This is a genomic window from Rubripirellula amarantea (assembly GCF_007859865.1).
Taxonomy (GTDB): Bacteria; Planctomycetota; Planctomycetia; order Pirellulales; family Pirellulaceae; genus Rubripirellula; species Rubripirellula amarantea.
This window is the reverse complement of the sequence record NZ_SJPI01000001.1, coordinates 2,828,769-2,851,673: the sequence shown is the minus strand read 5'-3', so window position 1 is coordinate 2,851,673 and position 22,905 is coordinate 2,828,769. Positions and strand designations below refer to the sequence as shown.

General features: G+C 54.3%; 20 protein-coding genes and 1 other RNA gene. 15 read left to right on the top strand and 6 right to left on the bottom strand.

Annotated elements, in window-relative coordinates; translation table 11 throughout:
* Window positions 1-60 precede the first annotated feature (60 nt).
* From Pla22_RS10485 to Pla22_RS10465, 5 genes are all read left to right on the top strand, one after another.
* Window positions 61-3,888, top strand: coding sequence for a protein kinase domain-containing protein (locus tag Pla22_RS10485; RefSeq protein ID WP_146514570.1), 3,828 nt, complete (start codon window positions 61-63; stop codon window positions 3,886-3,888).
* 107 nt (window positions 3,889-3,995) lie between these two features.
* On the top strand, window positions 3,996-4,520 hold the full coding sequence (locus tag Pla22_RS10480; RefSeq protein ID WP_146514569.1) for a hypothetical protein: 525 nt from the start codon (window positions 3,996-3,998) through the stop codon (window positions 4,518-4,520).
* A gap of 124 nt (window positions 4,521-4,644) precedes the next feature.
* Complete coding sequence (locus tag Pla22_RS10475; protein ID WP_146514568.1) at window positions 4,645-5,355, top strand: PDZ domain-containing protein; 711 nt, start codon at window positions 4,645-4,647, stop codon at window positions 5,353-5,355.
* Between the two features lie 284 nt (window positions 5,356-5,639).
* Window positions 5,640-6,188 (top strand): hypothetical protein, encoded by a 549-nt coding sequence (locus Pla22_RS10470; protein ID WP_146514567.1) that lies wholly within the window; start codon window positions 5,640-5,642, stop codon window positions 6,186-6,188.
* A gap of 198 nt (window positions 6,189-6,386) precedes the next feature.
* Entirely contained in the window at window positions 6,387-6,956 is a 570-nt protein-coding gene (locus Pla22_RS10465; protein WP_146514566.1) for an ECF-type sigma factor, read from the top strand.
* A 45-nt stretch (window positions 6,957-7,001) separates the two neighbouring features.
* Here Pla22_RS10465 and Pla22_RS10460 read toward each other — a convergent pair whose 3' ends face one another.
* The 5 genes from Pla22_RS10460 to rnpB all read right to left on the bottom strand — a co-directional run bounded on the left by Pla22_RS10460 (window position 7,002) and on the right by rnpB (window position 10,808).
* Window positions 7,002-8,549, bottom strand: coding sequence for a phytoene desaturase (locus Pla22_RS10460; protein ID WP_146514565.1), 1,548 nt, complete (start codon window positions 8,547-8,549; stop codon window positions 7,002-7,004).
* A gap of 99 nt (window positions 8,550-8,648) precedes the next feature.
* The gene (locus Pla22_RS10455; protein WP_146514564.1) at window positions 8,649-9,371 is read right to left on the bottom strand and encodes a hypothetical protein; all 723 of its coding nucleotides are present in this window, start codon (window positions 9,369-9,371) and stop codon (window positions 8,649-8,651) included.
* Complete coding sequence (gene greA, locus Pla22_RS10450; protein WP_146514563.1) at window positions 9,364-9,843, bottom strand: transcription elongation factor GreA; 480 nt, start codon at window positions 9,841-9,843, stop codon at window positions 9,364-9,366. Before greA ends, Pla22_RS10455 begins: the two co-directional genes overlap by 8 nt.
* A 158-nt stretch (window positions 9,844-10,001) precedes the next feature.
* Window positions 10,002-10,220 carry a DNA gyrase inhibitor YacG gene (gene yacG / locus Pla22_RS10445; protein WP_242631920.1) on the bottom strand — a complete coding sequence of 73 codons (219 nt, stop codon included), beginning with the start codon at window positions 10,218-10,220 and terminating at the stop codon, window positions 10,002-10,004.
* 159 nt (window positions 10,221-10,379) lie between these two features.
* Window positions 10,380-10,808: RNase P RNA component class A (gene rnpB / locus Pla22_RS10440), an RNA gene on the bottom strand.
* A gap of 161 nt (window positions 10,809-10,969) precedes the next feature.
* On the opposite strand from rnpB, the gene Pla22_RS10435 reads away from it, so the two are divergent.
* From Pla22_RS10435 to Pla22_RS10425, 3 genes are all read left to right on the top strand, one after another.
* A complete protein-coding gene (locus Pla22_RS10435; protein ID WP_146514561.1) occupies window positions 10,970-12,109 on the top strand; it encodes a PDZ domain-containing protein in 1,140 nt (379 codons plus the stop codon).
* Window positions 12,110-12,228: 119 nt separating this feature from the next.
* Window positions 12,229-13,353, top strand: a complete 1,125-nt coding sequence (gene mutY, locus Pla22_RS10430; protein WP_242631919.1) for an A/G-specific adenine glycosylase — start codon at window positions 12,229-12,231, stop codon at window positions 13,351-13,353.
* Between the two features lie 95 nt (window positions 13,354-13,448).
* Complete coding sequence (locus Pla22_RS10425) at window positions 13,449-14,720, top strand: cytochrome-c peroxidase (RefSeq protein WP_146514560.1); 1,272 nt, start codon at window positions 13,449-13,451, stop codon at window positions 14,718-14,720.
* Here the strand turns inward: Pla22_RS10425 and Pla22_RS10420 are convergent.
* Entirely contained in the window at window positions 14,717-15,421 is a 705-nt protein-coding gene (locus Pla22_RS10420) for an NAD(P)H-hydrate epimerase (RefSeq protein ID WP_242631918.1), read from the bottom strand. The genes Pla22_RS10425 and Pla22_RS10420 overlap by 4 nt on opposite strands.
* Before the next feature lie 66 nt (window positions 15,422-15,487).
* On the opposite strand from Pla22_RS10420, the gene Pla22_RS10415 reads away from it, so the two are divergent.
* The 7 genes from Pla22_RS10415 to Pla22_RS10385 all read left to right on the top strand — a co-directional run bounded on the left by Pla22_RS10415 (window position 15,488) and on the right by Pla22_RS10385 (window position 22,901).
* Window positions 15,488-15,724 (top strand): FmdB family zinc ribbon protein, encoded by a 237-nt coding sequence (locus Pla22_RS10415; protein ID WP_146514558.1) that lies wholly within the window; start codon window positions 15,488-15,490, stop codon window positions 15,722-15,724.
* Between the two features lie 85 nt (window positions 15,725-15,809).
* Entirely contained in the window at window positions 15,810-16,358 is a 549-nt protein-coding gene (locus tag Pla22_RS10410; protein WP_146514557.1) for a paraquat-inducible protein A, read from the top strand.
* A complete protein-coding gene (locus tag Pla22_RS10405) occupies window positions 16,351-17,811 on the top strand; it encodes an MlaD family protein (protein ID WP_146514556.1) in 1,461 nt (486 codons plus the stop codon). The genes Pla22_RS10410 and Pla22_RS10405 overlap by 8 nt, the downstream gene beginning before the upstream one ends.
* A gap of 32 nt (window positions 17,812-17,843) precedes the next feature.
* Window positions 17,844-18,317, top strand: a complete 474-nt coding sequence (locus Pla22_RS10400) for a hypothetical protein (RefSeq protein WP_146514555.1) — start codon at window positions 17,844-17,846, stop codon at window positions 18,315-18,317.
* 133 nt (window positions 18,318-18,450) lie between these two features.
* Window positions 18,451-19,947 carry a sulfatase family protein gene (locus tag Pla22_RS10395; RefSeq protein WP_146514554.1) on the top strand — a complete coding sequence of 499 codons (1,497 nt, stop codon included), beginning with the start codon at window positions 18,451-18,453 and terminating at the stop codon, window positions 19,945-19,947.
* A gap of 42 nt (window positions 19,948-19,989) precedes the next feature.
* Window positions 19,990-20,880 (top strand): DUF58 domain-containing protein, encoded by an 891-nt coding sequence (locus Pla22_RS10390; protein ID WP_146514553.1) that lies wholly within the window; start codon window positions 19,990-19,992, stop codon window positions 20,878-20,880.
* Window positions 20,877-22,901: a vWA domain-containing protein gene (locus Pla22_RS10385; protein ID WP_146514552.1), complete on the top strand. Its 2,025-nt coding sequence runs from the start codon at window positions 20,877-20,879 to the stop codon at window positions 22,899-22,901. Before Pla22_RS10390 ends, Pla22_RS10385 begins: the two co-directional genes overlap by 4 nt.
* Window positions 22,902-22,905: the final 4 nt, after the last annotated feature.

The window sequence follows — 22,905 nt, the reverse complement described above, 5'->3', positions numbered from 1 at the left end:
CATCTTCCATTAGACTCACGGGCATCAGACCTCCCGAACGACCAAGGCATTGCGTCTCTCGTGAATGTTCCGCCGCCCGAACCTGAACCCGAAAACGCTGAGCTCATTTTCTTTGAAGCTCTAGATGTTTCTGCGGAGGATCGAGAGGCGTTTTTGGACCAGCGTTGTGGAGACAACGCGGATTTGCGATCTGCCGTGGCGGCTTTGCTACGTGCCGACGAGGAAGCAGAACGAGGCTTTCTTAGCCCCGGCTTCATGCAGCACATGGTGGCTCCTTCGAGCAACGACCATGATGTGAGCGATGCCGATGCGAGTAGCGACGATCTTGGTGAACCTCGCTTTAAAATTCTGGGGAAGCATCGCAGCGGTGGACTTGGCGATGTTTATGTGGCCATGGATTGCCAACTCGGTCGTGAGGTTGCCCTAAAACAGATCCGCGGTAAATGGAGTGACCACCTCGAAGCAAAACGCCGTTTTATTCAGGAAGCCGAAGTTACCGGACGACTCGAGCATCCGGGCATCGTTCCCGTTTACGCGATGGGGACGTGGCCCAATGGTGAGTCCTACTATGCGATGCGGTTCATCGAGGGCGAAACGCTTGCCGAGTCGATCAAAGGCTACCACGACGCTGACAAAAAAATGGAGAGTCAGGTCAGGCGATTGAAGCTGCGCGAACTGCTGACCGTCTTTATCGAGGTCTGCAACACCATTCACTACGCGCATTCCAAACAAGTGCTCCATCGCGATATCAAGCCGTCCAATGTGATGGTTGGCCCCTATGGCGAAACGTTGGTCGTTGATTGGGGCTTGGCAAAGATGCTTGACGTACCCAGCGACCAAGGCTTAACGGAAAACCTTCAGCTCGAAGATGCAAGCGATAGCGGGTCTACCGAGACTCGTGTCGGCGGACGCGTTGGCACGCCTCAGTACATGAGTCCCGAACAGGCCAACGGTCAACTCGATGAGATCAACAAACGAACTGATATCTATTTGCTCGGAGCAACTCTCTACCAAATACTGACCGGGTCAGCTCCCCATACTCTTAACGATGAATGCCCGACATTAGAACAACTGCTTGTTCGCATTGGCTTGGGCGTTCTGAAGCCACCCTCGCAAATCAATCTTGAGCTTTCTGCGCCGCTCGAGGCAATTTGCTTGAAGGCGATGTCGAAGCAATCTCATCAGCGGTACCGAAGTGCGGCAGAGTTGGCCGACGATGTTCGCCGTTGGTTGGCCGACGAATCCGTTTCAGTTCATGACGACCCGATTGGAATTCGTGCTGCTCGCTGGATTCGTCGGCATCAGGCAGCCTCGTACTCGATGGCCGTCGCCTTGATTTTGTTAACGATCGGTTCGATTGTGGGGTCCCTGATTTGGGGCCGCGAACGCGAACGTCAGTACAAAATTTCCGAAGAACGCAACGTGAAAGCGGCAGAGTTGATTGCTGCCAACGACAAACGGTTGCTGGAACTTCGCACCAGCGCCGCAGTTTCCCTCGAACTCGCTCAACAAGAATTGTCAGCTAATCGTCTGTCGTCGGCTCTGCGATTCTTACGCGGCACGACCGACGCTATTGGCAAAGAACCACAGCTCGCCCAGGAGTTTCTGCAGATCCAAGATCGCGGTGACCGCATCGAGCGTATCGTGCGATTTTATCATCATGCCGATCAGTCTCGCCTGCACAACACCATGAGCAAGGATGCCGAAGCAATCGTGGAATCGGTTGCTTCGCTCAATGCACTTGGGATTTGGAACCGAGACGATTGGTGGTATGCCTTGCCCGACCAAGATTTGACCCCCACCCAGTCCGACGACCTGCGACACGATGTTTATCAACAGTTGATGGTGCTCGACGCACTATTGATTAAAACCATCGCCACACGATTGGCCGGAGCCGATCGAATCGGAACCGGGCGTACTCTTCTACCTTCACTCGTGCGATTCCTTCGGACGGACATCGGCAAGCGTGAAGCCAGGGCAGCTATCGTCATCAGCGATCGACTCGATCGTTTTCGTCCGTCCGAAGCGGCGCGTTGGTATCGATCAGTCGCCGATTATCGACTCGGCAATGGAATGCGTTTGAGTGGCAGCGACTTAGGATTGACCAAAAATGCTGCCGACGCACAGGGGCTTGGTGTGTTGTGCATGATCGCAGGACTTGACCCAGCGTTTGAACGACTATTTCGCGGCTATGGCAGCGATGATCCGCTGCTTGAAGCTCAGGACCTATTTGGTCGTGCATCCACCGAACGTCCACAAAGCTATTGGACCCAACTATCGTTGGCTCAAGTCGTTTTCCTAGCAGCCGATCGCAACGATGATCCGTCGTGGCGCAAATACGACCGAGCCATTCAGACGATTGGCCGATGCATTGCCATCGACGAAGAACGCAGCATCGCGTTTGCCGATCGTTCTTCGATGTATCGCTACCAAGCTCGGGCGATCACAAAGGATGAAACTCTAAAACCCGAGCTTCAAGAATTGCTGGTCGCTGAACGACGACGGTGGAGCCTCAATGACGCTCAACGGGCGAAAGCCCTCAGCACCGATGGCACTAAAGTGGCCGATCCTTGGGTGGGTTGGCAATTGGGCCTCGCACTTTTCGAAGTGGGACAAACGGGCAAAGCGATGGATCAATTTCTTGAAACTTCCATTCTCACTCATCCGATCGGTGACCTTACCAACGTGATGTTTGTGGGAGCCGATGATCTGCGAGGACGTGAAGAAGCTGCGGACATTGCCACTCGCATGACCAGCGACGATCCTGATTTCGTTCTCGGGCACGTTCTACTAGCGTCAATCAGATTGAACCAAAACCGAGCAGAGCAGGCTGGCGAATCCGTGGCGAAAGCTTTCGAGTTTGAAACGGTACCGTCCCATGCTTATGCCATTCGAGGCATGCTTCGGATGCGCACCAAGCAGTATGCCGAGGCACGCGAAGATTTCGAAAAAGCACTCGACAGTGACCCCACGCATTCGTGGGCTGCTATCGGAGTCGCCGCTAGTGGAGAGCAATTGGGGCACTCCGATGAAGCAAGGAAGTCCTACCAAAGTGCGTTGAAACTTTTGCGAACGTCCGAACATCAAGCAGCAGCCCAGCTTGGATACGCTCGGACCTCGGCACGTTTGGGCATGTTCGACGAAGCTTCCACAGCAGTAGCCAACGCATTGCAGCTTGCGCCGGCGAGCGATCTAACTCGCTCAATGAAACCGCTAGCCATCGAATACGCAAACTTACGAGAGCAGAACCCTGGATCTCCGAAGTTGCCCCCGCTGCGTGAGTTCTTGAAGCTCATCGCTCGGTCACCTCGAGTGTCCAGAATCGAAGTCCCGCAAGCTCCATTGGCGGGATATCGCGCAGCACTTCTGAACGGTGACTTTGAACTTGACACTTTGAAGTACTGGGCCGATCCGAGCGGTGCGAGATGGAACAGTTCCGAAGGATACGCGTCATCCGCAAGGCTTGTTACTCAGACGCCTTACCGGGGACGTCAATGCCTGAGGATCCAGAGCTCGGGCCATCCATCGGCATCGCAACGAGGTCAAACAGGCCAATCGTTACCGCTCGATGTCGGCGGAACCTACCGACTTTCGTTGATGGCGAGATCCGATGACACGCAGGCCGATGCGATTGAAGTGCTCGTCAATGGCGAACCGGTGTTGAAGATTCCCGCGGGCTCGTATGAATGGACCGAAGTGGCGGGCGAATTTGACGTGCCAGTCGATTTCGGGGCATCGAACGACCAGCCTCGCAAGCCGATTGTCTCTGGCCGAGTCGAGATTGTTGCTTCGGGGCGAGCAGACGTTTGGTTGGATGAGCTCGAGGTCTGGAAGCTCCCCGCGGAGGCTGAATTGAACGAGCAGACTACCATCGGAAAAGAATTCTAAAAAAGAGTTAAGGGGTTTCAAGAGTCTTTCCGCAGGTGTTGGTGAGGCGGTTAAAAGCCGCAAAAACCAAGTTCAAACAACACAACACCTTGCTTAAGAGAAGACTCATGACACGCTCCATCAAAATCCAAACCGTCGTCGCCGCTCTCGTCGCTGCTTTCCTATTCACCGCCTCGGATGCGTCCGCTCAAAGTGCTGGCTCTTGGGTCGACATCGCCAACGGCAGTGCAGGAGCCGGTGGATCGGCTAACGGCATGTTCCAAATCGTAAAATCCCGAAGCAGCTCGAAGAATGGCGGCCAATTCGGACATGGCTTCGCTCTGGGTGCCGGTCCGAACGGCATCGCAATCTCCAACTCGATTGGTGCGGGCACTGGACCTTTAGGTGCGGCCCACAACATGAACCTGAACATTGGGCACAACGGCACTCACTTCAGCCACGGTGGAGTGGTTAGCCAAGGCGGAAATCGCCGTGTGATTTCACAAGGTTCCACAGGTGTTCGAAACGGCCAAGTCTTCGGCGGCAGCAGTTCGACTGGCTTCGGCAACCGAACCAAAGCCTACTCACGAAGCAACACTCGCCAGTTCGGCGGTGGCAACGGCTTCTTCCAATCCAACGGATGGCGTCGCTAGACCCATTCCGATCATTGATAGCGATCGTCGTCCCGTAGATCGGGCGACGATCGCATTTCTTCATGCGCCCCTGACAACCGATTCCGTCACCCGTTCACCTTTGTTCACCACAGGAACCCTGATCATGTCCCCAACAACTAAACCGATCGCCATCATCTGCGTGGCGTTATTCGTTTCCTCCCTTGGCTTACCCTCGTTATGTCGAGCACAAAATGAGCTTGCACCAGTTGTCAGCGATGCAGGGTGGGGCTTCGAGACCAAGCCGATACCCCAGATCCTACGACTTCATCTGCCTCAACTGCGTCATGGATTGCTGGTTGAAAGCGTGGCCGACAATGGTGCGGCAGATGTTCGCGGTTTGCGATCCGGCGACATCTTGTTGCAAATCAACGGGATCCCCGTCACCGACGCAAAGAGATTAGTTCCGGCGACGAACGCCCAGCTAGTCATGGTGCTGCGACGAGGCCAAATTCATATGCTTCCGCCTACCGATCCGCAAACAGCGGTTGCAAGTTTTCCCGCATATCCCACCCCCATGAATCCCGGGACTTTTCGGGGTAATCGACGCTGGGGTGTTCATACGTCTGCGGCTTCCGGCCCCGCCGCGTCTTCGTCAGCCGCATCAAATGCATCAGCGAGCGGCCAGGGCGAGGCGGTATCGATCAGCCAGGCCAACGACCGATTTTCGGTAGAAATGCGATTGCCCGCGTTGTCCAACCGAGCGGTCATCTTAAGAGGGACGCGGGAGCAGATTGAGGATCAGATTGCCGACGCCAACTACATCCCCGAGCTTGAAGCACGTGTCCGTCAAGAACTAGATTCCGCTGGTTTTTAATGCACGTGTAAGCAATTCTCGAAACCAAGAAACGAGGGAGTCGGCGCAGTTTGCGTCGGCTCCCTTTTTCGTTCAGCCAAGGTTCTTCACGTACTAGCCAGCGGTGAATCACCTTGAACAATGCCTCACTTTGAATGATTGGCATCGTGATTTACCAACTTCGCTAGAAAGTTTTGGAAAAACGTTAAGGGATAAAGCTTGGTCTCTCGCAGGTACTCCTGAAGGCAAACAACTGACCTTCAAACTCAAACACCTTTCAAGCATCTCAACTCAGGAACCTAACGATGAAGACTCTCAACCACACCGCCGCACTCGCCGCTCTCTGCTTGTTCTCGATGGCTTTCGCTGAACAGGCCAATGCCCAAGTCACCGCTTCGAGCTACAGCAACGGCGGCACCGCCGTTGCCAATGCGAGCGGACGAGGCAACACTCGACTCAACGCAACGGCCGTCGCACGAAACGGCGGGTATGCTCGAGCCAACATGACTGGCTCTGGCACCAATGGCGGATTCGCTCGCGGTCGCAGCACTGCTGTCGCTAACGGTGGCGTTGCCATCAGCAACGGGACTTCCAACGCAAACGGTTGGGGTGCACGATCAAATGCTCGTTCGACCGCCCGGGCGAACTGGGGCACCGCGATCAGCAACTCAAACGCGAACGCCAACGGCCCTTGGGCTAACGCAACAGCAAGATCCCGCGCCAACGCTCAATGGGGTCAGTTCTCGCGTTCCCGAGCTTCGGCTACCGACAACCGATACACCTACCCACAACCGGTTTATGGCCAGCCCACCTACGGCGCTCCGGTTTACAACGGAACCTACTTCACTCCTTAGTCGTCTCGAGGTCGTTCGCACGCCCTTCCTTGCTTACCGGCTAAACCTTGCCAATCCGCTTGAACCCTCGTTCACCCCATTCAAGGTGAACGAGGGTTTTTCGTTTCGTAACCGGCCGATGCTGCAACGCGATTGATCCTTGTGGACTATCATCAAACCACTGAAGAATGATTTTTCATCCATCGCAAAGTGGTAGTCATGGAAAACGAGCGTCACGAAGTTTCAATGTTGCTGCAGCAAGTCAAGAATGGCGACGAGACAGCAAGGCAACGATTATTCGCAGAACTGCAGAGTGAACTTCGTGACATGGCCGGTGCGATGATGCACCGCGAGCGTCCTGATCATACGCTGCAAGCGACGGCGTTGGTCAACGAAGCCTGCATTCGTTTACTCGATTCGGATGCCGCCGAGAACGCCACTGATCGGCGATATCTTTTCGGAATGGCGAATCGTGCCATGAGGCAAATCCTGATCGATCATGCTCGCGCCAGAAAAACCACAAAGCGAGGCGGTGAATTCAAACGAGGCTCGCTGGATATCGTTCTAGAGAACTTCGAAGCGAGCAATCATTGTCAGTTTGAACAGCTCGAAGAAGCACTGGAAAAACTCGGGCAAGATTCGCCGCGACAACGAGAGGTCGTCGAACTGCGATTCTTCTCGGGTTTGTCCATTCCCGAAGTTGCCGAAATCCTCGAAGTGAGCGAAGGAACCGTCGAGCGAGATTGGCGATTGGCTCGAGCTAAGCTGTTTGATCAACTGCGTAGTTGAATATCACGAACGGATTATTGAGGCGGCAATAATGTGAAACGGGTGTCACGCAAATACCGGTGTCTCGAATCCACTGACTTTCATTTTCGTTCCCTCGTCGATGAACTGAGTCGACATCCCAAGGTCATCGAGTAGCAATCGAGTGGTAATTCGACTCGACTCGTAGATCACGGGAAGCCCACTGCCAGGATGAGTCCCACCGCCGACCAAATAGACACCATCCATTTCTTCGAACCGGTTGTGTGGACGGTTGTGAAGCATTTGGCCAAGGTTGTGCGCTAGGTTGAACGTTGCACCTTTGTAGATCGCGTATTGATTTTGCCAATCGTCCGGCGTGATCCGATGCTCGACACGAATGCGGTCGCGGATGTCATCCATTCCGATTGCCGCTAGTTTGTCGAGGGTGAGTTCACGGAAACCGTCCGCTTCCGTCTTCCAATTAACATGCTTGCTCTCATGCGTGACAGGAACCAACACGTACAGCGAACTCATTCCCGATGGTGCCAACGACAAATCGGTCACACATGGGTTCTGCACATAGAACGATGGATCTTTGCTGAGCACTTGTTCGATCTCAATCTCACGAAGATTCCTTTCGTAGTCTTCGGAGATATGAATGTTGTGGTGCGGCAGGTCGTAGCTACCTTCAATGCCAAGGTAGAGCATGTAAGTGCTGCACGAATATTTCTTCTGCGCGAGCTTCTCGTTGCTCCAACGTTTCCGAGTTTCATTCGGAACCGTCTTGCTCATCCAGTCAGCAAAGTCCGCGTTGACCACAAACGCATCCGCTTCGTATCGGTCACTATCGGTATGCAAAGCTGTCAGTTGGCGACCTTGCATTTCCACCGATGTCACCGATTCGTTAAGTCGAAACTTAACTCCCATTTCCTCGGCAAGCTCGGCCATTCGTTCGCTAACTCGGCTGCATCCACCCTCGGGATGCCAGACGCCGTGCTCGTATTCAAGGAACGACAAAATGCTGAACAAGCTCGGACATTGAAACGGCGACATCCCCAAGTATTTAGCCTGGAATGCGAACGCGATTACTAGGCGAGGATCTTTGAAGTACCGCTCTAGTTCGGTTCCTAAGGAACGCATCGGATGAAGATGGCGTGCTGCCCCAAGCACCGAAGGACGAAGCAAATCCATCGGGGAACTGAACGGCGATTCGAGGATCGGACGAAACTTTTCGAGTTTGACTCGGTTGTCGTCCATGTATCGCCGAAGTGCGCCGACATCCGACGGCGCAAATTTGGCGATCTGTCGATCCATTTCGTCCATGTCAGGGGTGCAATCGAGCTGACCGCCGCCACCAAACGTTAAACGATACTGCGGATCAAGTCGGTGCATTGGCACTTCATCGGCCAATTCGTAACCGACCGATCGAAAGATTTCGCCCAGCACGCGTGGGTACAAAAAGAACGTCGGACCGCAGTCGAATCGAAACCCTTCGATTTCGATCGCCGACGTTCGGCCGCCCACCTTGCCGCGTCGTTCGAGCACAGTCACATCGCAACCCGCTTTAGCGAGTTGCATCGCGGAAGCGAGACCTCCCGGTCCAGCACCGACAACGACCACTTTACGACTTGACAACGGGTAACCTCAGACAAAGGGCAAGAGATGGGAAAGTCGCCTAACTCTCCGACCGCTTACTGTAGCGCCAATGGAACCCTTGAACAGGCCCGCGAAGCGCTAATAGGTCCCATCTTTCAGGCCAGCTTCGATTTCTGCCTTTACAATCGCCTCGATCGACACGTTTTCCGTGGGATCAGCGGTTACCTGCTCTCGGTCGGCCAACAATCGCGCCAGCGGAACGACTTCGAGGGCTGGTTCGAGCTTAAGCGGCGACATCACGCGACGCCCCGTTGAAGCGGAAGGGTCGTCGACCTGAGCCGGTTTCAAGACATCGTAGAAGTCGAATGAAGTCGCTCGGCCATCACGAACTGCTAGACGCAACCGGTCGAATTGCCGTTTGGCTTCCGTGGCTTGGTCTTTTGAACCGGCTTTAGCGATGAACGATTCAACCGCTTGAAGATCGCCCCACTGCAACACCGGCAATCGCTGCAAACGCTGCATTACTCCGGCGGATTGCCAGTCTTCGTATTTGCCGCGTTCCATATCGCCGATCAATTGCTTGATTTGCTTTATGACGCCTTGTTTGGAATCCGGGTCCAGCAAACTTTGTTCGAGTTCGGGGACGTACGCGTTGCGAAGCGTTCGCACAGCCATCTCGGTTCGTTTTTGAAACAAAACCCAGGTCGTGAATCCGCACAGCACGAAACCCAAGATTCCGGTTAGCGCCGTCGCGGCCAGGATAGCCGGCATGCAACCCGGACCATCGTCGACGATCTCGAGCGGTTCGGATTCGATCGCCGGGTTACTGCCTTCTTCACCGGGATTGGTTGAATCAGTCACGGAATTCAATTTTCAAGATTTTGAACTTTAACTTGCCAGCGGGAACTGTGATTTCTGCGGTTTCCCCGACTTTCTTGCCAATCAACCCCTGTCCGAACGGACTGGTGACAAGAATCTTGCCCGCGTCGATATCGGCTTCGCCTTCACCAACGAGCGTGAACTCTTCCTCGTCACCGTAGGCCAAATCCTCGACCGTAACGGTGCAGCCAAAGACCACTTCGTCCTTGGGCAACTGCGACGTATCGATGATCGACGCCCTCGCGATCTTGTCCTTCAGCTCGTTGATTTTCGCCATCAACATGCCTTGGTTGTCGCGTTGAGCGTGATACTCGGCATTTTCCTTCAAGTCACCTTCGGCGCGAGCCTCGGCGATCTTTTCGGTAATCAAAGGCATTTCCACATTCTCGAGGCGGTCAACTTCGGCCTTAAGCTTGTTGTAGCCCGTGCGCGTCATGGGGACTGAATCATGCATAACGCCGTTTCCTTGCAGAAATTTCGAGAGTTTGAGTATGGCAAAAAAGAAACCTTCCCGGCGAATGCTCGGAAAGGTTTGACTTAGGTTCAGGCCCAATTGTCGCCGTTGGACCGGTCACTGTAAAGAGTGAAGAGGGGGTTCAGGCTGCATCAAGTTCACTCATCTTCGTCGTCATCGTCATCGAAACGAATTTCCTTGGGCGATTGACCGGGATTACCGCCCTCGTGAGGCACGCTGATCTCTTCGCTTAACCAGCGATTCAAATCAGCCATCTGACATTGCTCACTGCAAAAGGGCGGCGTCAACGTTTGATCAATGCGAAACTTTTTACCGCATCCGCTGCAAATCATCGTTCGGGGATTGGGAACACTCATGATCATCGGCAATTTCAGGGGCTTTGATTCGGAGGCTGGAAACGGCGACTGGAGACGGCGGCTTAGAAACCGAGGCGTATAAATAAAGGCTTAGAAATCGGGATCGCTCCAATCTCGAACGGTCAAATCACGACGCACAAGCCGCAGGAAAAAATTGGAATCACCAGTGGGCTTGTAAGCCGGGTTCTGTGACGGGAAGCGAAGATCGCTCCCGCCGACGGTCATTTATCTGTGCACGGCGATCGCTCGCCGCCTCAATTGCGACCTACCCGAATGTGGTAACGAAACGGACCGCTTCGTGGAAGACACCTCTTTCGGGCCGAAACCCGATCGCGTGTCCTCCTCCATTCTGTTTGGTCTAGCTCCGGATGGGGTTTACCTAGCCGATCGAGTCACCTCGACCGCTGGTGCGCTCTTACCGCACCGTTTCACCCTTACCACGGCAAGCCGTGGCGGTCTACTTTCTGTTGCACTTTCCCTAGCCTCGCGGCCGGTTGACGTTATCAACCATCCTGTCCTGCGGAGCCCGGACTTTCCTCCCGACCGCCGCCTCGAAGACGACAGTCCAGCGACCGTCCCGCCCACTGGTGATTCCAGTGACCAGGATGATGGACACACTCGGTCAGGACAAGGCTCGCAGCGAAACTAAGCCAAACCCGCTAGGTGGCGATGACGTAACGACACGATGAAGCCTACAATGAAGCCTCCCGCTTGGGTCGCGCAGGACCTTAACTTTGTGGACGAAAACCATGTATCAGTCTCCTTTTACGCGTCGCATCAGCCGCTTTGCCGTTGGCATGGTGTTGATGTTCGCGGCCACGGCGAAGGCTGATCCACCTGCAATTCATGACGAGCAGACGGCCGGATATTGGGTCCTGCAGCTTTCTAATGACCACTATCTGCGTCGTGAGCTAGCCGAAAAAAAGTTGGTTGAACAGGGTCCCGAGGCGATCGCCGCGCTTGTCGAAACAATGCGTAGCGGTGACCTCGAATCGATCGAGCGAGCGACATCTGCGATTTCCCAGATCGCGATCAACCATCCTCCGGCTCAGGATGGTGGAGCGTGGGACGAACTCGAGAATCTTTCCCGCAACGCAACCGGACGCATCGCGTCGAGTGCAAAATCTGCGCTGCGTGAAATTGGCGAACAGCGTTCCGAGCGTGCTCGTGTCGAACTTGCTTCCGCTGGCGTCTTTGTCGGCATCGACGATTTCATGATCGGCGCGATTAGCACCACGCAAATGATTGTGCAAATCGACGACAAGTTTCATGGCGATGACGAGTCGTTGCAGTGGCTTCGTTGGCTAACAGGCGTCGAGAAAGTTCGCGTGATGCGAAGCGGCATCTCTAAAGAGGTTCTCGAAAACGTTGCTCAGATGCCAAACCTTCGATCGCTCGCCATTGTCGATGGCAAACTGCAACCCGATACCCTAGTGCCCCTTGAAAAGGTCAAGTCGCTTGAAACGCTCGAGTTTCGCTACGTTCCTTTAACAGACGAACTAGCTGGCGACTTGGAACGAGTTGCCGTGCGAAACAAACTGAGCCTGATGGGGACAGGTTTGTCGAAGGACCGAGTGCGTTCAATGAATGCCGCTTCACCTGATTTGACGATTGAACACCGCCAAGGTGGCTTCTTGGGCGTGAAGTGCTATGACGGCGAGACCGAATGCGAAATCAGTGACGTGATCGAAGACAGCGCCGCTGAAGAAGCAGGGTTAATTCGAAGCGACGTGATCGTACAAATCAACGATGCGGTGGTTAAGAAGTTCAAGGACCTGCAAGACGAAATCAATCAACACGTGCCCGGCGATGAGTTGACGGTCAAGTTTCGTCGTGGTGCGCAGGTAAAAGAAACGAAGGTGACGTTGCGTCGCTACGTTGGCTCGTGAGTTAGGTTCGCAACATCGCTGCTTCGAAGAAGAAATCAAATCGTTCGTTGTCTGACTCGGTGACCGACGCGGTATCGAAAACGCGGACTAACGCGTCGTCCCCAAAGAAGACGAGCACGGTGCCCCCGCACGACCCATCCTGGAACGATGCATCGTGGCGCAATTCCGTCCGACGGTCGCTGTTGGCGTGGTTCGGCAAGAATGCTCGCGTGATGCCATGGCGAAGCGAACCAACTCCCTACCGAGTTTGGATCAGCGAGATCATGCTGCAGCAAACTCAAGTCGCAACGGTCTTGCCTTACTTCGAACGATTTTTGAACACGTTTCCCAATGTTCAAACTCTCGCCGCCGCCCCCGAACAACAATTAATGTCGCACTGGGAAGGACTTGGCTATTACCGCCGCGCCCGTTCGATCCATGCGGCAGCCAAGAAAATCGTCGCTGACCATAATGGCGAATTCCCGACTGACTTCGACGATGTAATCGCCTTGCCTGGCATTGGACGCTACACCGCTGGCGCGATTCTTTCGATCTCCGGCGACGCCAAGCATCCGGTCCTCGAAGGCAATACCGTTCGCGTCTTTAGTCGCTGGGTCGCCCTGCGGTCACCTCCCGCCGATACCGTCGCCAACAAATTGCTCTGGCAAATCGCAGAGTCCATGCTGCCAGCGAAAAAAGGAGCCGGGACCTTCAATCAGGCGGCAATGGAATTGGGCGCGCTGATCTGCACACCTAAAACGCCAGCTTGCGATCGCTGCCCCGTACAAAAACATTGCGCCGCTCATCGGTTGGGACTTGAGGAATCAATCCCTGGCAAAGTCACTAAAACAAAGTACGAAGATCGAACCGAGTTTGCGTTTGTGATCGAATCCCCGGCCAAACGGGGCCGGCCAATCCAATACTTGATGCGACCATTGCCGCCGGGGGTTCGATGGTCCGGTTTATGGGATTTCCCGCGAACTATCGACCGCTCGATCGACGATGTCGCCGAGGCCGCCGGCGAGGTTTCTCTTGATCTAGGTTGCACACTTTGTGCCGGAGCAAAGTTGACACAGATCAAGCACGCTGTGACGAAGTACCGCATCGAACTACGCGTGCACCAAGCGACCTTCGAGATCGATGGACAAAAACCATCAAGGCCTTGGAGATTTGTGACGCTCGACGAAATGGCGGAACTGCCGATGAGCGTTACGGGGCGGAAAATTGCAAAAATCCTCGCGAAGCAACACCCCCTGTTTTCGTAGTGAGTGTTGGAATGTCGAGCCATGCGGTTATCATATAAGTCGACAGCCCCTCCCCACGCAATCCGTTGCGCCCACCTGTGAGAGAAGTTTCATCCATGTCCAAGAGTTTTGTTGAGTTCGCACGTAAAACCATCTTTGTCGCCGGATGCGTCTTCGTTCTTTCTAGTCTAGCATTGGCTGTAGAAGCCACGACGTCTTCGTCGTCGGGCTCCGTTGATGAAGTCGTACTGGGTGATCCTTCGCTGACGTCGGGAATCCCAGGTTATGGTTTGCTGACCGATTCGCAATTGGATGCCTGGCTGGCCAACGAAGACAACCATGTAACGTTAAAGGTGGCGCTTCCTAAGGGACTCGATACCGCGTCGGCAAACATCTATATCCCCGAAGACAACCCGATGACTCGGGCGAAGATTGAACTCGGCCGGCAACTCTACTTTGATGAGCGTTTGTCGTCCGACAACACCATTTCGTGTGCTTCTTGCCATGACCCCGCCCAAGGATACGGTGCAGAAATGAAGTTTGGTGTTGGGGTCCAGGGCCAAGAAGGTGGACGAAACTCACCCGTTGCGTTCAATCGCATCTTGAGCAAAGAACAATTCTGGGACGGACGAGCAGCATCTTTGGAAGACCAAGCGGTTGGACCAATCGCTAACCCGATCGAGATGGGAAATACTCACGAATCGAGCGTCAAAACGATTTCTCAGATCCCAGGTTACGTGAAGCAGTTCGAAAAGATCTTCGAAGACGGTCTTAGCATTGATAACGTTGGCAAAGCCATGGCGACGTTCGAAAGGGCGATCGTCACGGGACCGATGCCTTACGATGCGTACAATCAACTTGTTGCCTTTGAGAAAGCCTTCGCCGATGACTTGGAATATCTTGACGAGGAACCGGAGCTCGAAGAAAAGTACAACGCTTTGAAAGAGGACACCGAAGAGTATCCGATGAGCGAATCGGCCGTTCGCGGCATGACGCTATTTTCAGGGAAAGCAAACTGCACCGCCTGTCATGCGGGTGCGAATTTCACTGATGAGCAGTACCACAACTTGGGTGTCGGAATGGATGCGGAAACACCCGACCTTGGACGCTTTGACGTAACAAAGGAAGAAAAGGACAAGGGTGCCTTTAAGACTCCGACCCTACGCAACATTGCCTTCACTGCTCCCTACATGCACGATGGAAGCCAATCGACTCTCGAAGAAGTGGTTGAATGGTACGACAAAGGCGGACACAAGAACCCTTACCTGTCGGACAAAATGAAAGTCTTGAATCTGACCGAGCAAGAAAAAGCTGACTTGGTTGCTTTCATGGTCGAGGGGCTAAGCGGCGAGTTCCCTTACGTTAGCCAAGCTCGATTGCCGAACTAATTCTTCGGCAAGCCAAGCTCATTGTTTGGCAAATCAAGCTCACGGATCAATTTTGTGGGCACGCCGATCCCGACAACATGCACAACGCCGACGAATTCGTCGGCGTTTTTTTGTTGGAAACCAACTTTGGGCGCGACAAATGTCATCGTATGATCCGCTCGAAACGCCTCGCCGATTACTTCTCCCGTATCGCCATCTAACCCGGTGGGTATGTCCAATGCGATTCGCATCGCATCTGACTCGTTTGCCGCACTAACCAGAGCCGCATAGATGCCACGAAGCGGCGGCTTTGCTCCCGTTCCCAATAGCCCGTCAATGATGCAGTTCGTTTTGCCCAACTTCATTGCCAGTGAGGTTCCTTCCTGATTGGCTTTTTCTTCAATGACTTCGATTTCAATCCCGGCCGCGTCGGCAATGACCGCATTTACTTTTGCGTCGCCGGAAAGCTCATCCACGGCACATACCGCTAAAATCGAAACCTCATGCCCTAGAATTTGCAAATGCCGGGCGATCACGTATCCGTCCCCACCATTGTTGCCTCGCCCGCAAAGCACCAGGGCGGTCGCATCGGGGCACAACGAGTGAATGATCTCGGCCGCTCCCCGTCCCGCGTTTTCCATCAAAACGATACCGGGCATTTGGTAGTCGCGAATCGCGATTTCGTCCACACGTCGGACTTGCTCACATGTCAAAGCTTGCATGGTCATATTAGGATGTGACTTCCAAATCTTGGTTTCAAGGTTTCACTAGTTCTGGGATCCACAAGCATGCCACTGTATGAATACGAATGCAAATCGTGTAGCGATGTCGTCGAAATCCTTCAACGAACAACGGCAACCGCCCCATCCGATCTAGAGTGCCCCCATTGCGGCGGCAAGAAGCTGACTCGAGTGTTCAGCGTCCCAGCTTCGCCATCGGTAAAGTCCGGTGGTAGCTTGCCGATCTCGGGCAGCGGCGAGTCCTGCGGTGCGCCTCGTTGTTGCGGCGGCGGATGCCAATCGTAAAGTGATCAGTCCGCCGACCTCCTGTGACGACGCCTCGACCTCCGACGAATTTCGCGCATGCCATTGTTGCGGATTGATTCATCGGATGCCGACGATCAGCGTCGGGCAAGTAGCGTTGTGCACGCGATGCCAATCGTCGATCACGTTTCAAACACCTCGCCGCGTCAGCGCTTCACGTACCGCTGCCGCAGCGATGGGAGCGTTCATCCTGTTCTGGCCCGCTGTAACGCTTCCTATTCTTCAGATTGAACAACTCGGGCAAACCAACCAGCAAAGCATCATGAGTGGGATTGCTGACTTGTTCCAACACGGCAGCTACTTTGTCGGCTTCGTGGTGCTATTGTTTTCGATCGCGTTTCCCCTTTCGAAAATCTTGCTGCTGCTAGAACTCAGTTGGCTAGAGTTTCTTGGACGGCAACACAAAGCATTCACCTTGCGATTGATGGAACATGTCGGCAAGTGGAGCATGATGGATGTGATGTTGTTGGCCTTCTTGGTGATGTTGGTCAAACTCGGAAATCTGGTTCACTTTGAATTTGGTCCAGCCGTAATCGCGTTCACGGCGTGCGTTGCGATGAGCATGCTTGCGTCCTTATCTTTCGACCCTCATTCGATTTGGGAAGACCATGAATGAACCATCGCCCTTTCCCGTCGCTGAGATCGCTACGCGGTCGTCGATAAGAAAAGCATCTAGACTTTGGTGGTTGACCGGTGTTTGCCTAGTGATCGCTGCTGTGTTGGTTTGGTCGTCGATGAAGCCAGCGGGAATCGCCCTAACCATCTCGTTCGACGACGGACATGGTCTTAAAGTGGGCGATAAGATTCGGCATCGAGGAATCGAAATTGGTCATGTCGTGAACATTCGATTGGCCGACGATATGTCCGGAATCAAGGTGGAAGCGATTTTGGACCACGATGCTTCATCCGTTGCTACCCAGGGCGCTCGCTTTTGGATCGTTCGCCCACGAATTGAGGTCAGCGGTGTGAGTGGATTGGATACGGCAGTCGGTCCTAAGTACATTCGCGTGATCCCCAGCCCCCAAGCGAACTCGGGTGATGCGATAGCTCAACGGACCTTCCGCGGTCTTGCCTCACAACCGGCAGACGCAGACGGAGAGATTGGCGGGCTGGAATTGGTCCTGCGCGCCGCTCACCGCCACGGCATTCACGAAAGCGCACCGGTAACATGGCGAGGCGTGCAGGTCGGGCGAGTATTGTCGACGAACTTGTCCCCCAATTCGTTGACCGTCGATATTCGGGTGCGAATCGACGAAGGCTACCGCCGACTTATCCGCTCGTCGTCTAAGTTTTGGGCAACCAGCGGAATCGACATCGACTTGGGCGTCACCGGGATGGAGGTTTCCGCGGAATCCTTAGCAACGATTGTTCGTGGCGGAATATCGGTGATTACTCTCGACGCCGACAACACATCGGCGGTTAACAATGGCGATGTCTTTCGGTTGCTTGACGAGGGAGCCGAAGAGTGGCTCAAGCAAGCTCCGGCAATTAACTTAATGGACTTCAATCCGGTGGCGACCGTACCCGTCGTCGCCACCTGGCGAGAAAGCTTTTTGGGGATTGCTCGCGAGAAAAAATCCGAAGCTTCGGCGTGGGTTACGGCGGTCAATGGCGAAGCTCAAGCCATCATTCCCGTCGATATGTTGACGGCCCCCAAATCAGCCATCGAAGAATCGTTCATGGCAAAATTTCAGATTGCCAAACAATCGGCCCCGATCTCGATTGACGAGCCCCCGTCGCGATGGGGCGGTGATGATTCGTTACTTGCCAAAGTTCCCTACCCATCACCCAACCCATTGCCCGGCGGGCGAGTAGTGCTGGCCGAACGGATGAGAACGCCAACGCAAACCGAAGATTGTTTTGTAGTCCGCGGCGAAGCTGAGAACACAACGATGCAGTGGCTTGGTCGCGAATCGCTTTCGTTGGGCGACCGAAGATGGAATGTAGCAGGCGTGGAACTGAGTCGCAGCATGTGGCATGGGTCACCCGTGATCGCGGCGAGCGACCAATTTGTCATCGGCGTGCTGTTGCTAGATTCGTCGGGTGCCCAAGTGGTTCCGCTACCTTAGAATTAGCTTTTCCCATCGCTCGAGAAACCTCTATGTCTGACGCTGAAAGCACCTCAACAGCACCCAAAATTGCCCCGACACTGCGACTTTCGCGTCGTGGCCTGATTGCCAGTCTGTTGGCGATGGTGGTGGTGGGGTTGAGCGTGTACGCAATTTTCCCTGAAAGTGTCGGTGGGCCACCGGTGCCCGTCAAAGTAACGCTTGGCAGACAGCCAATCGAAACACCGGGCGGTGCGGGCGCCGTTTTGGCGGATGTCGTGATTGTCGAGAATTTGACGGACCACCCGATCGCGAAACTGACGGTCGATATCAACGGACAATACTTGTATCTGCAGAACGCTCCCTTGGAACCTCGTCAATCATTGACACTCCCCCAACGCATGTTCACTGACAAACGCAGTAGCGCGAGGTTTGAACCAACCAAGTACCACGTCGAAGACATCGCTGTGACTGGACAATTACCAACGGGAGCACGGGGAGTGTCCAAGTTTGAGTTCGATCACTGAATTATCATGAGGAAACCTCGTCGCAGTTTTCTACGCTTCTCTTTCACTGCGTTCCTTGCAGAGTTTTCCCCTTCCCCCGCCCACTCGCACCGTTATTCCCGCACGGTCCCTCCTGCACGCTAAGAACCACAACATGATCCGATCACTTCTTTTGCTTCCGATACTTCTCTTTTTGACGAGTCTCGCGGATGCCAATTCACAACAGCCACCCAACATTGTCGTGATCTTCATTGACGACATGGGCTACGCCGATATCGGACCATTCGGCGCAACGGATTACCCGACACCGAACCTAGATCGGATGGCAGCGGAAGGTCGCAAGTTTACCGACTTTGTAGTCTCGTCCGCTGTGTGCTCAGCCTCCCGAGCGGCTCTTCTTACGGGCACTTATCACACGCGTCTGGGTATCGCGGGCGCACTTGGCCCACGTTCGCAAATCGGTATCAACCCGGATGAAACAACTCTAGCGGAGCTGTGCAAATCCAAAGGCTACGACACGGCAATGTTTGGAAAGTGGCATCTAGGTCACAACCCTAAGTTCTTACCGACTCAGCATGGATTTGATCAGTACTACGGCATTCCTTACAGCAACGACATGTGGCCACTGCATCCCGAGTCCGTTGCGAAACGTCAAAATGACCCTCACGCCAATATCCCATGGCCTGCACTGCCGATGATTGTGGCCGATCAAAAGAAGGGTGTGCGAGTAGTGAACGATGACATGCTACCCGAACACCAAGCCGAGATGACCCAAGAATTCACACGGCGTAGTGTCGAGTTCATCAAGAACCGAGCAGACAAACCGTTCTTTCTCTACTTGGCTCACCCGATGGTTCACGTACCGCTTTACGTTTCCAAAGACTTTGAAGGAAAGAGCGGCGCGGGTTTATTTGGCGACGTCGTCATGGAAGTGGATTGGTCCGTCGGACAAATCCTTGACGCGATCGAAGACATGGGTATCGAACGCAACACGCTAGTTATTTTCACCAGTGATAACGGTCCTTGGTTGAGCTATGGCAATCACGCTGGTTCCTCGGGGGCACTTCGTGAAGGTAAAGGCACGATGTTCGAAGGCGGCTACCGTGAACCCACGTTGATGTGGTGGAAGGGAAAAATTCCCGCAGGCACGACGTGCGATGATTTGTGCAGTTCGATCGATATCCTACCGACGGTCGCAAAACTGATCGACGCAAGGCTTCCCGACCACAAGATTGACGGAAAAGACATTCGCCCGTTGATGCTCGGTGAAGAAGGAGCCAAGACGCCGCACGATGCGTTCTACTGCTACTACGGCGGTGGTCAACTGCAAGCGGTTCGCAATGAACGGTTCAAGCTAGTCTTTCCGCACCGCTATCGAACGACGAAGGGGCATCCCGGCGGCACGGGCGGTTTGCCGATTCCTTACCAACACGAAATGGCTGAACTTGCGTTGTATGACCTCGACAATGATGTCAGCGAATCAACGAACGTGCTTAACGACTATCCCGATGTTTTAGCGGAACTTCAAAATGCAGCCGAGTTGGCTCGTGCTGACCTTGGCGACAAGCTGCAAAAACGCAAAGGCTCGGGAGTTCGTGGTCCAGGCAAGATGACTGCGGACGATAAACATTTACCTTTGACCTGGAAGTGAAACCTCCACCACCGTTTCATAGCAATCGGCTAAGCTACACGCATGCCCAAATCCAAAAGTCACTCGCTGCTTAGCCCTGATCTGTTAGGTCGACTCGAACGCCTCGAACTCGTCTCGCGAAAAGTCTTTCGCGGACGGATGAAGGGCGAACGTCGAAGCAAACGTAAAGGCGAGAGCGTCGAGTTTGCCGATTTCCGCCAATACGTTCCCGGTGACGATCTAAGGATGATCGACTGGAACCTGTATGCGAGGCTCGATCAGCTTTTCCTGAAGTTGTTTCTCGAAGAAGAAGACTTGCACTTCTTCGCGATGATCGACGCTAGTGATTCGATGAACTTCGGTGACCCCACAAAACTGCACGTTGCGAAACAACTTGCCGCGGCTTTGGGTTACGTCGGCATGTGTCGCGCTGACCGAGTGACCGTCACCGCCCTAGGTCCCGAGGGACGTCGTGCTCCCGTACTTCGCGGGCGATCCAACCTGTTGAAGATGCTGGACTATCTGGATTCCATCGAACCCGGACACAATGTTTCTTTGCATGACGGCATCAAAGAGTTCTCGTTGCGCACCGCGGGCACCGGCGTTGCAGTGCTAATCAGCGACTTGATGGACAAAGCCGGCTACGAATCGGCGCTGCGGATGTTGATTGGCCGACGAATGGATGTTTTCGTCATGCACGTTTTGTCCCCTGAAGAACTCGACCCACCACTTCGCGGCGACCGAAAACTGATTGACATTGAAGATGGAGATGAAGCCGAGATAACGATCAATGCTTACGTGCTGGAAAAGTACCGCGACACGGTACGGCAGTTCATTGGTAGCGTGAAGCAGTTTTGTTCTCGACGTTCGATCGTCTATATCCCTGTTCGCACCGACACTCCCGTTGAAACGATCGTGACAAAGTACTTGCGAGAAAGGGGCGTGGTTCGATGAGTTGGATTTCCACGCTTTCTCCGATGCAATGGGGACTGATGGCGGCGGTTCCGGTCGGCATCGTCTTGCTGTACTTTTTGAAACTTCGCCGCGAACCGGTTGAAGTGCCCAGCACGTTTTTATGGTCACGCACCATCGAAGATCTGCACGTGAACAGTTTGCTGCAGAGGTTGCGTCGTAGCCTGCTGTTGCTCTTGCAACTAGCGGCGGTACTGCTGGCGGCGCTGGCTTTACTTCGCCCGGGGATGCGAGGCGAATCGTCGACGCAGGGTCGATCCGTTTTCCTGCTTGATACGTCCGCGAGCATGAACGCGACCGATGTGGACGAGGCGGCATCGCGATTGGATCTGGCCAAGAAACTAATCGGGCAACGCATTGAGCAAATGTCGGACGACGAAACCGCGATGCTGGTGACGTTTAGTGATCGACCTGACACCGTTCAGTCTTTCACTTCGGATCGGCGACGCCTGCGAGATGCTCTCGACCGTGTGCAAGCGACGAACTTCCCAACCGACATCCTAGGTGCTCTGAAGGCGGCCGATGGTCTCGCCAATCCACGTCGCAGTAGTGAAGTGGGCGACGTCAATGACGTGCAAGTGGCCGAAGCGTTGCCGGCGGATTTGTACATCTACTCGGACGGTGGATTTCAACCGGTGACAGAATTCAATCTTGGAAACTTGATTCCCACCTATGTTGGCATCGGCTCGGATGATCCCCAGAACCTTGCCATTACAGCGTTTTCGGCGGAGCGGAATCTCGAAAATCCTCAACAGGTCCAGGCTTACGCGACCGTCATGAACTTGGGATCGCAGCCCGTGGAAAGCTCAGCGACGCTTTCGATGGACGGACAATTCTTAGACGCATCATCCGTGTCGCTGGCCGCAGGAGAGCAGACGGGCCTGTCGTTTTCGATCGAAAGCGACGAAGCGGTGCAGTTGGAATTAAAACTTGATTACGACGATGATCTCGCCACGGACAATATTGCTTACGCTGCATTGTCACCGCTGCGAAACGTGAACGTGCTGGTCGTCACGCCCGGAAACACGCCACTGGAACTTGGATTACAAACGACCAAGGCCGCCAAGATTTGCGACTCGGAGTTTGTGTCGCCGGACTTTCTGGACTCTGATGCGTATCGCATTCGTGCTGTTTCGGGAATGGACGATCTCATCATCTACGATCGCTGCTCGCCCAAGGTGATGCCGGCAACCAACACCTTCTTCATCGGAGCGTTGCCTCCGAACAAAGAAGTACCTAACCCTGACCAGAATGCTGCGGATTCTGAGGCGGCACAGGCAGGTTGGTCGTGGTCGACGGAGAAGTCATCCGTCGCGCTGGTCGACATTGATCGTACGCATCCGATGATGCAGTACTTAGAATTATTCTCGCTGCTGATCTTCAGTGGGCGTGGAATCGACGGACCGCCTGGTTCGGTGGAACTCGTGGGTGCTGATATCGGATCAATGTTGGTGCTGGCTCCTCGCGATGGTTTCCAAGACATGGTGCTAGGATTTGAAATCATCACGACGAACGATGATGGGGACTCCGGAACCAACACCAACTGGTACGCAGAACGATCATGGCCGGTGTTCGTACTCAACGTCCTGCGGTATCTCGCGGGTGCAGCCGAAGCCTCTGGCGCCCCTTCGTATCGCCCCGGTGAAACCGTTCGAGTGCGGTTGGAAAGCGCTGTCACAACAGCAAAGCTGTCGCTCAACGACAAGACACTTCGCACGCTTGAACCTGGACCATCAGGCATGATCGAGGTCGTTGAGACTGGCGAACCGGGCAACTACCAGATCAAGGAAGGTGACCGGCTAGCGGACTTGTTCGCCGTGAACTTGTTCGATCAAGGCGAGAGCGAATTGAAGGTTGCTCCCAGCGTCGAACTGGGGTACGAGCAGGTCGCATCGGCGACCGCCAGCATCGAAGAACGGCAAGAGTACTGGCGTTGGTTACTGGTCGCCGTCCTTGGAATGCTGGCCACTGAATGGTGGGTCTACACCCGTCGCGTTGGCTAGCACG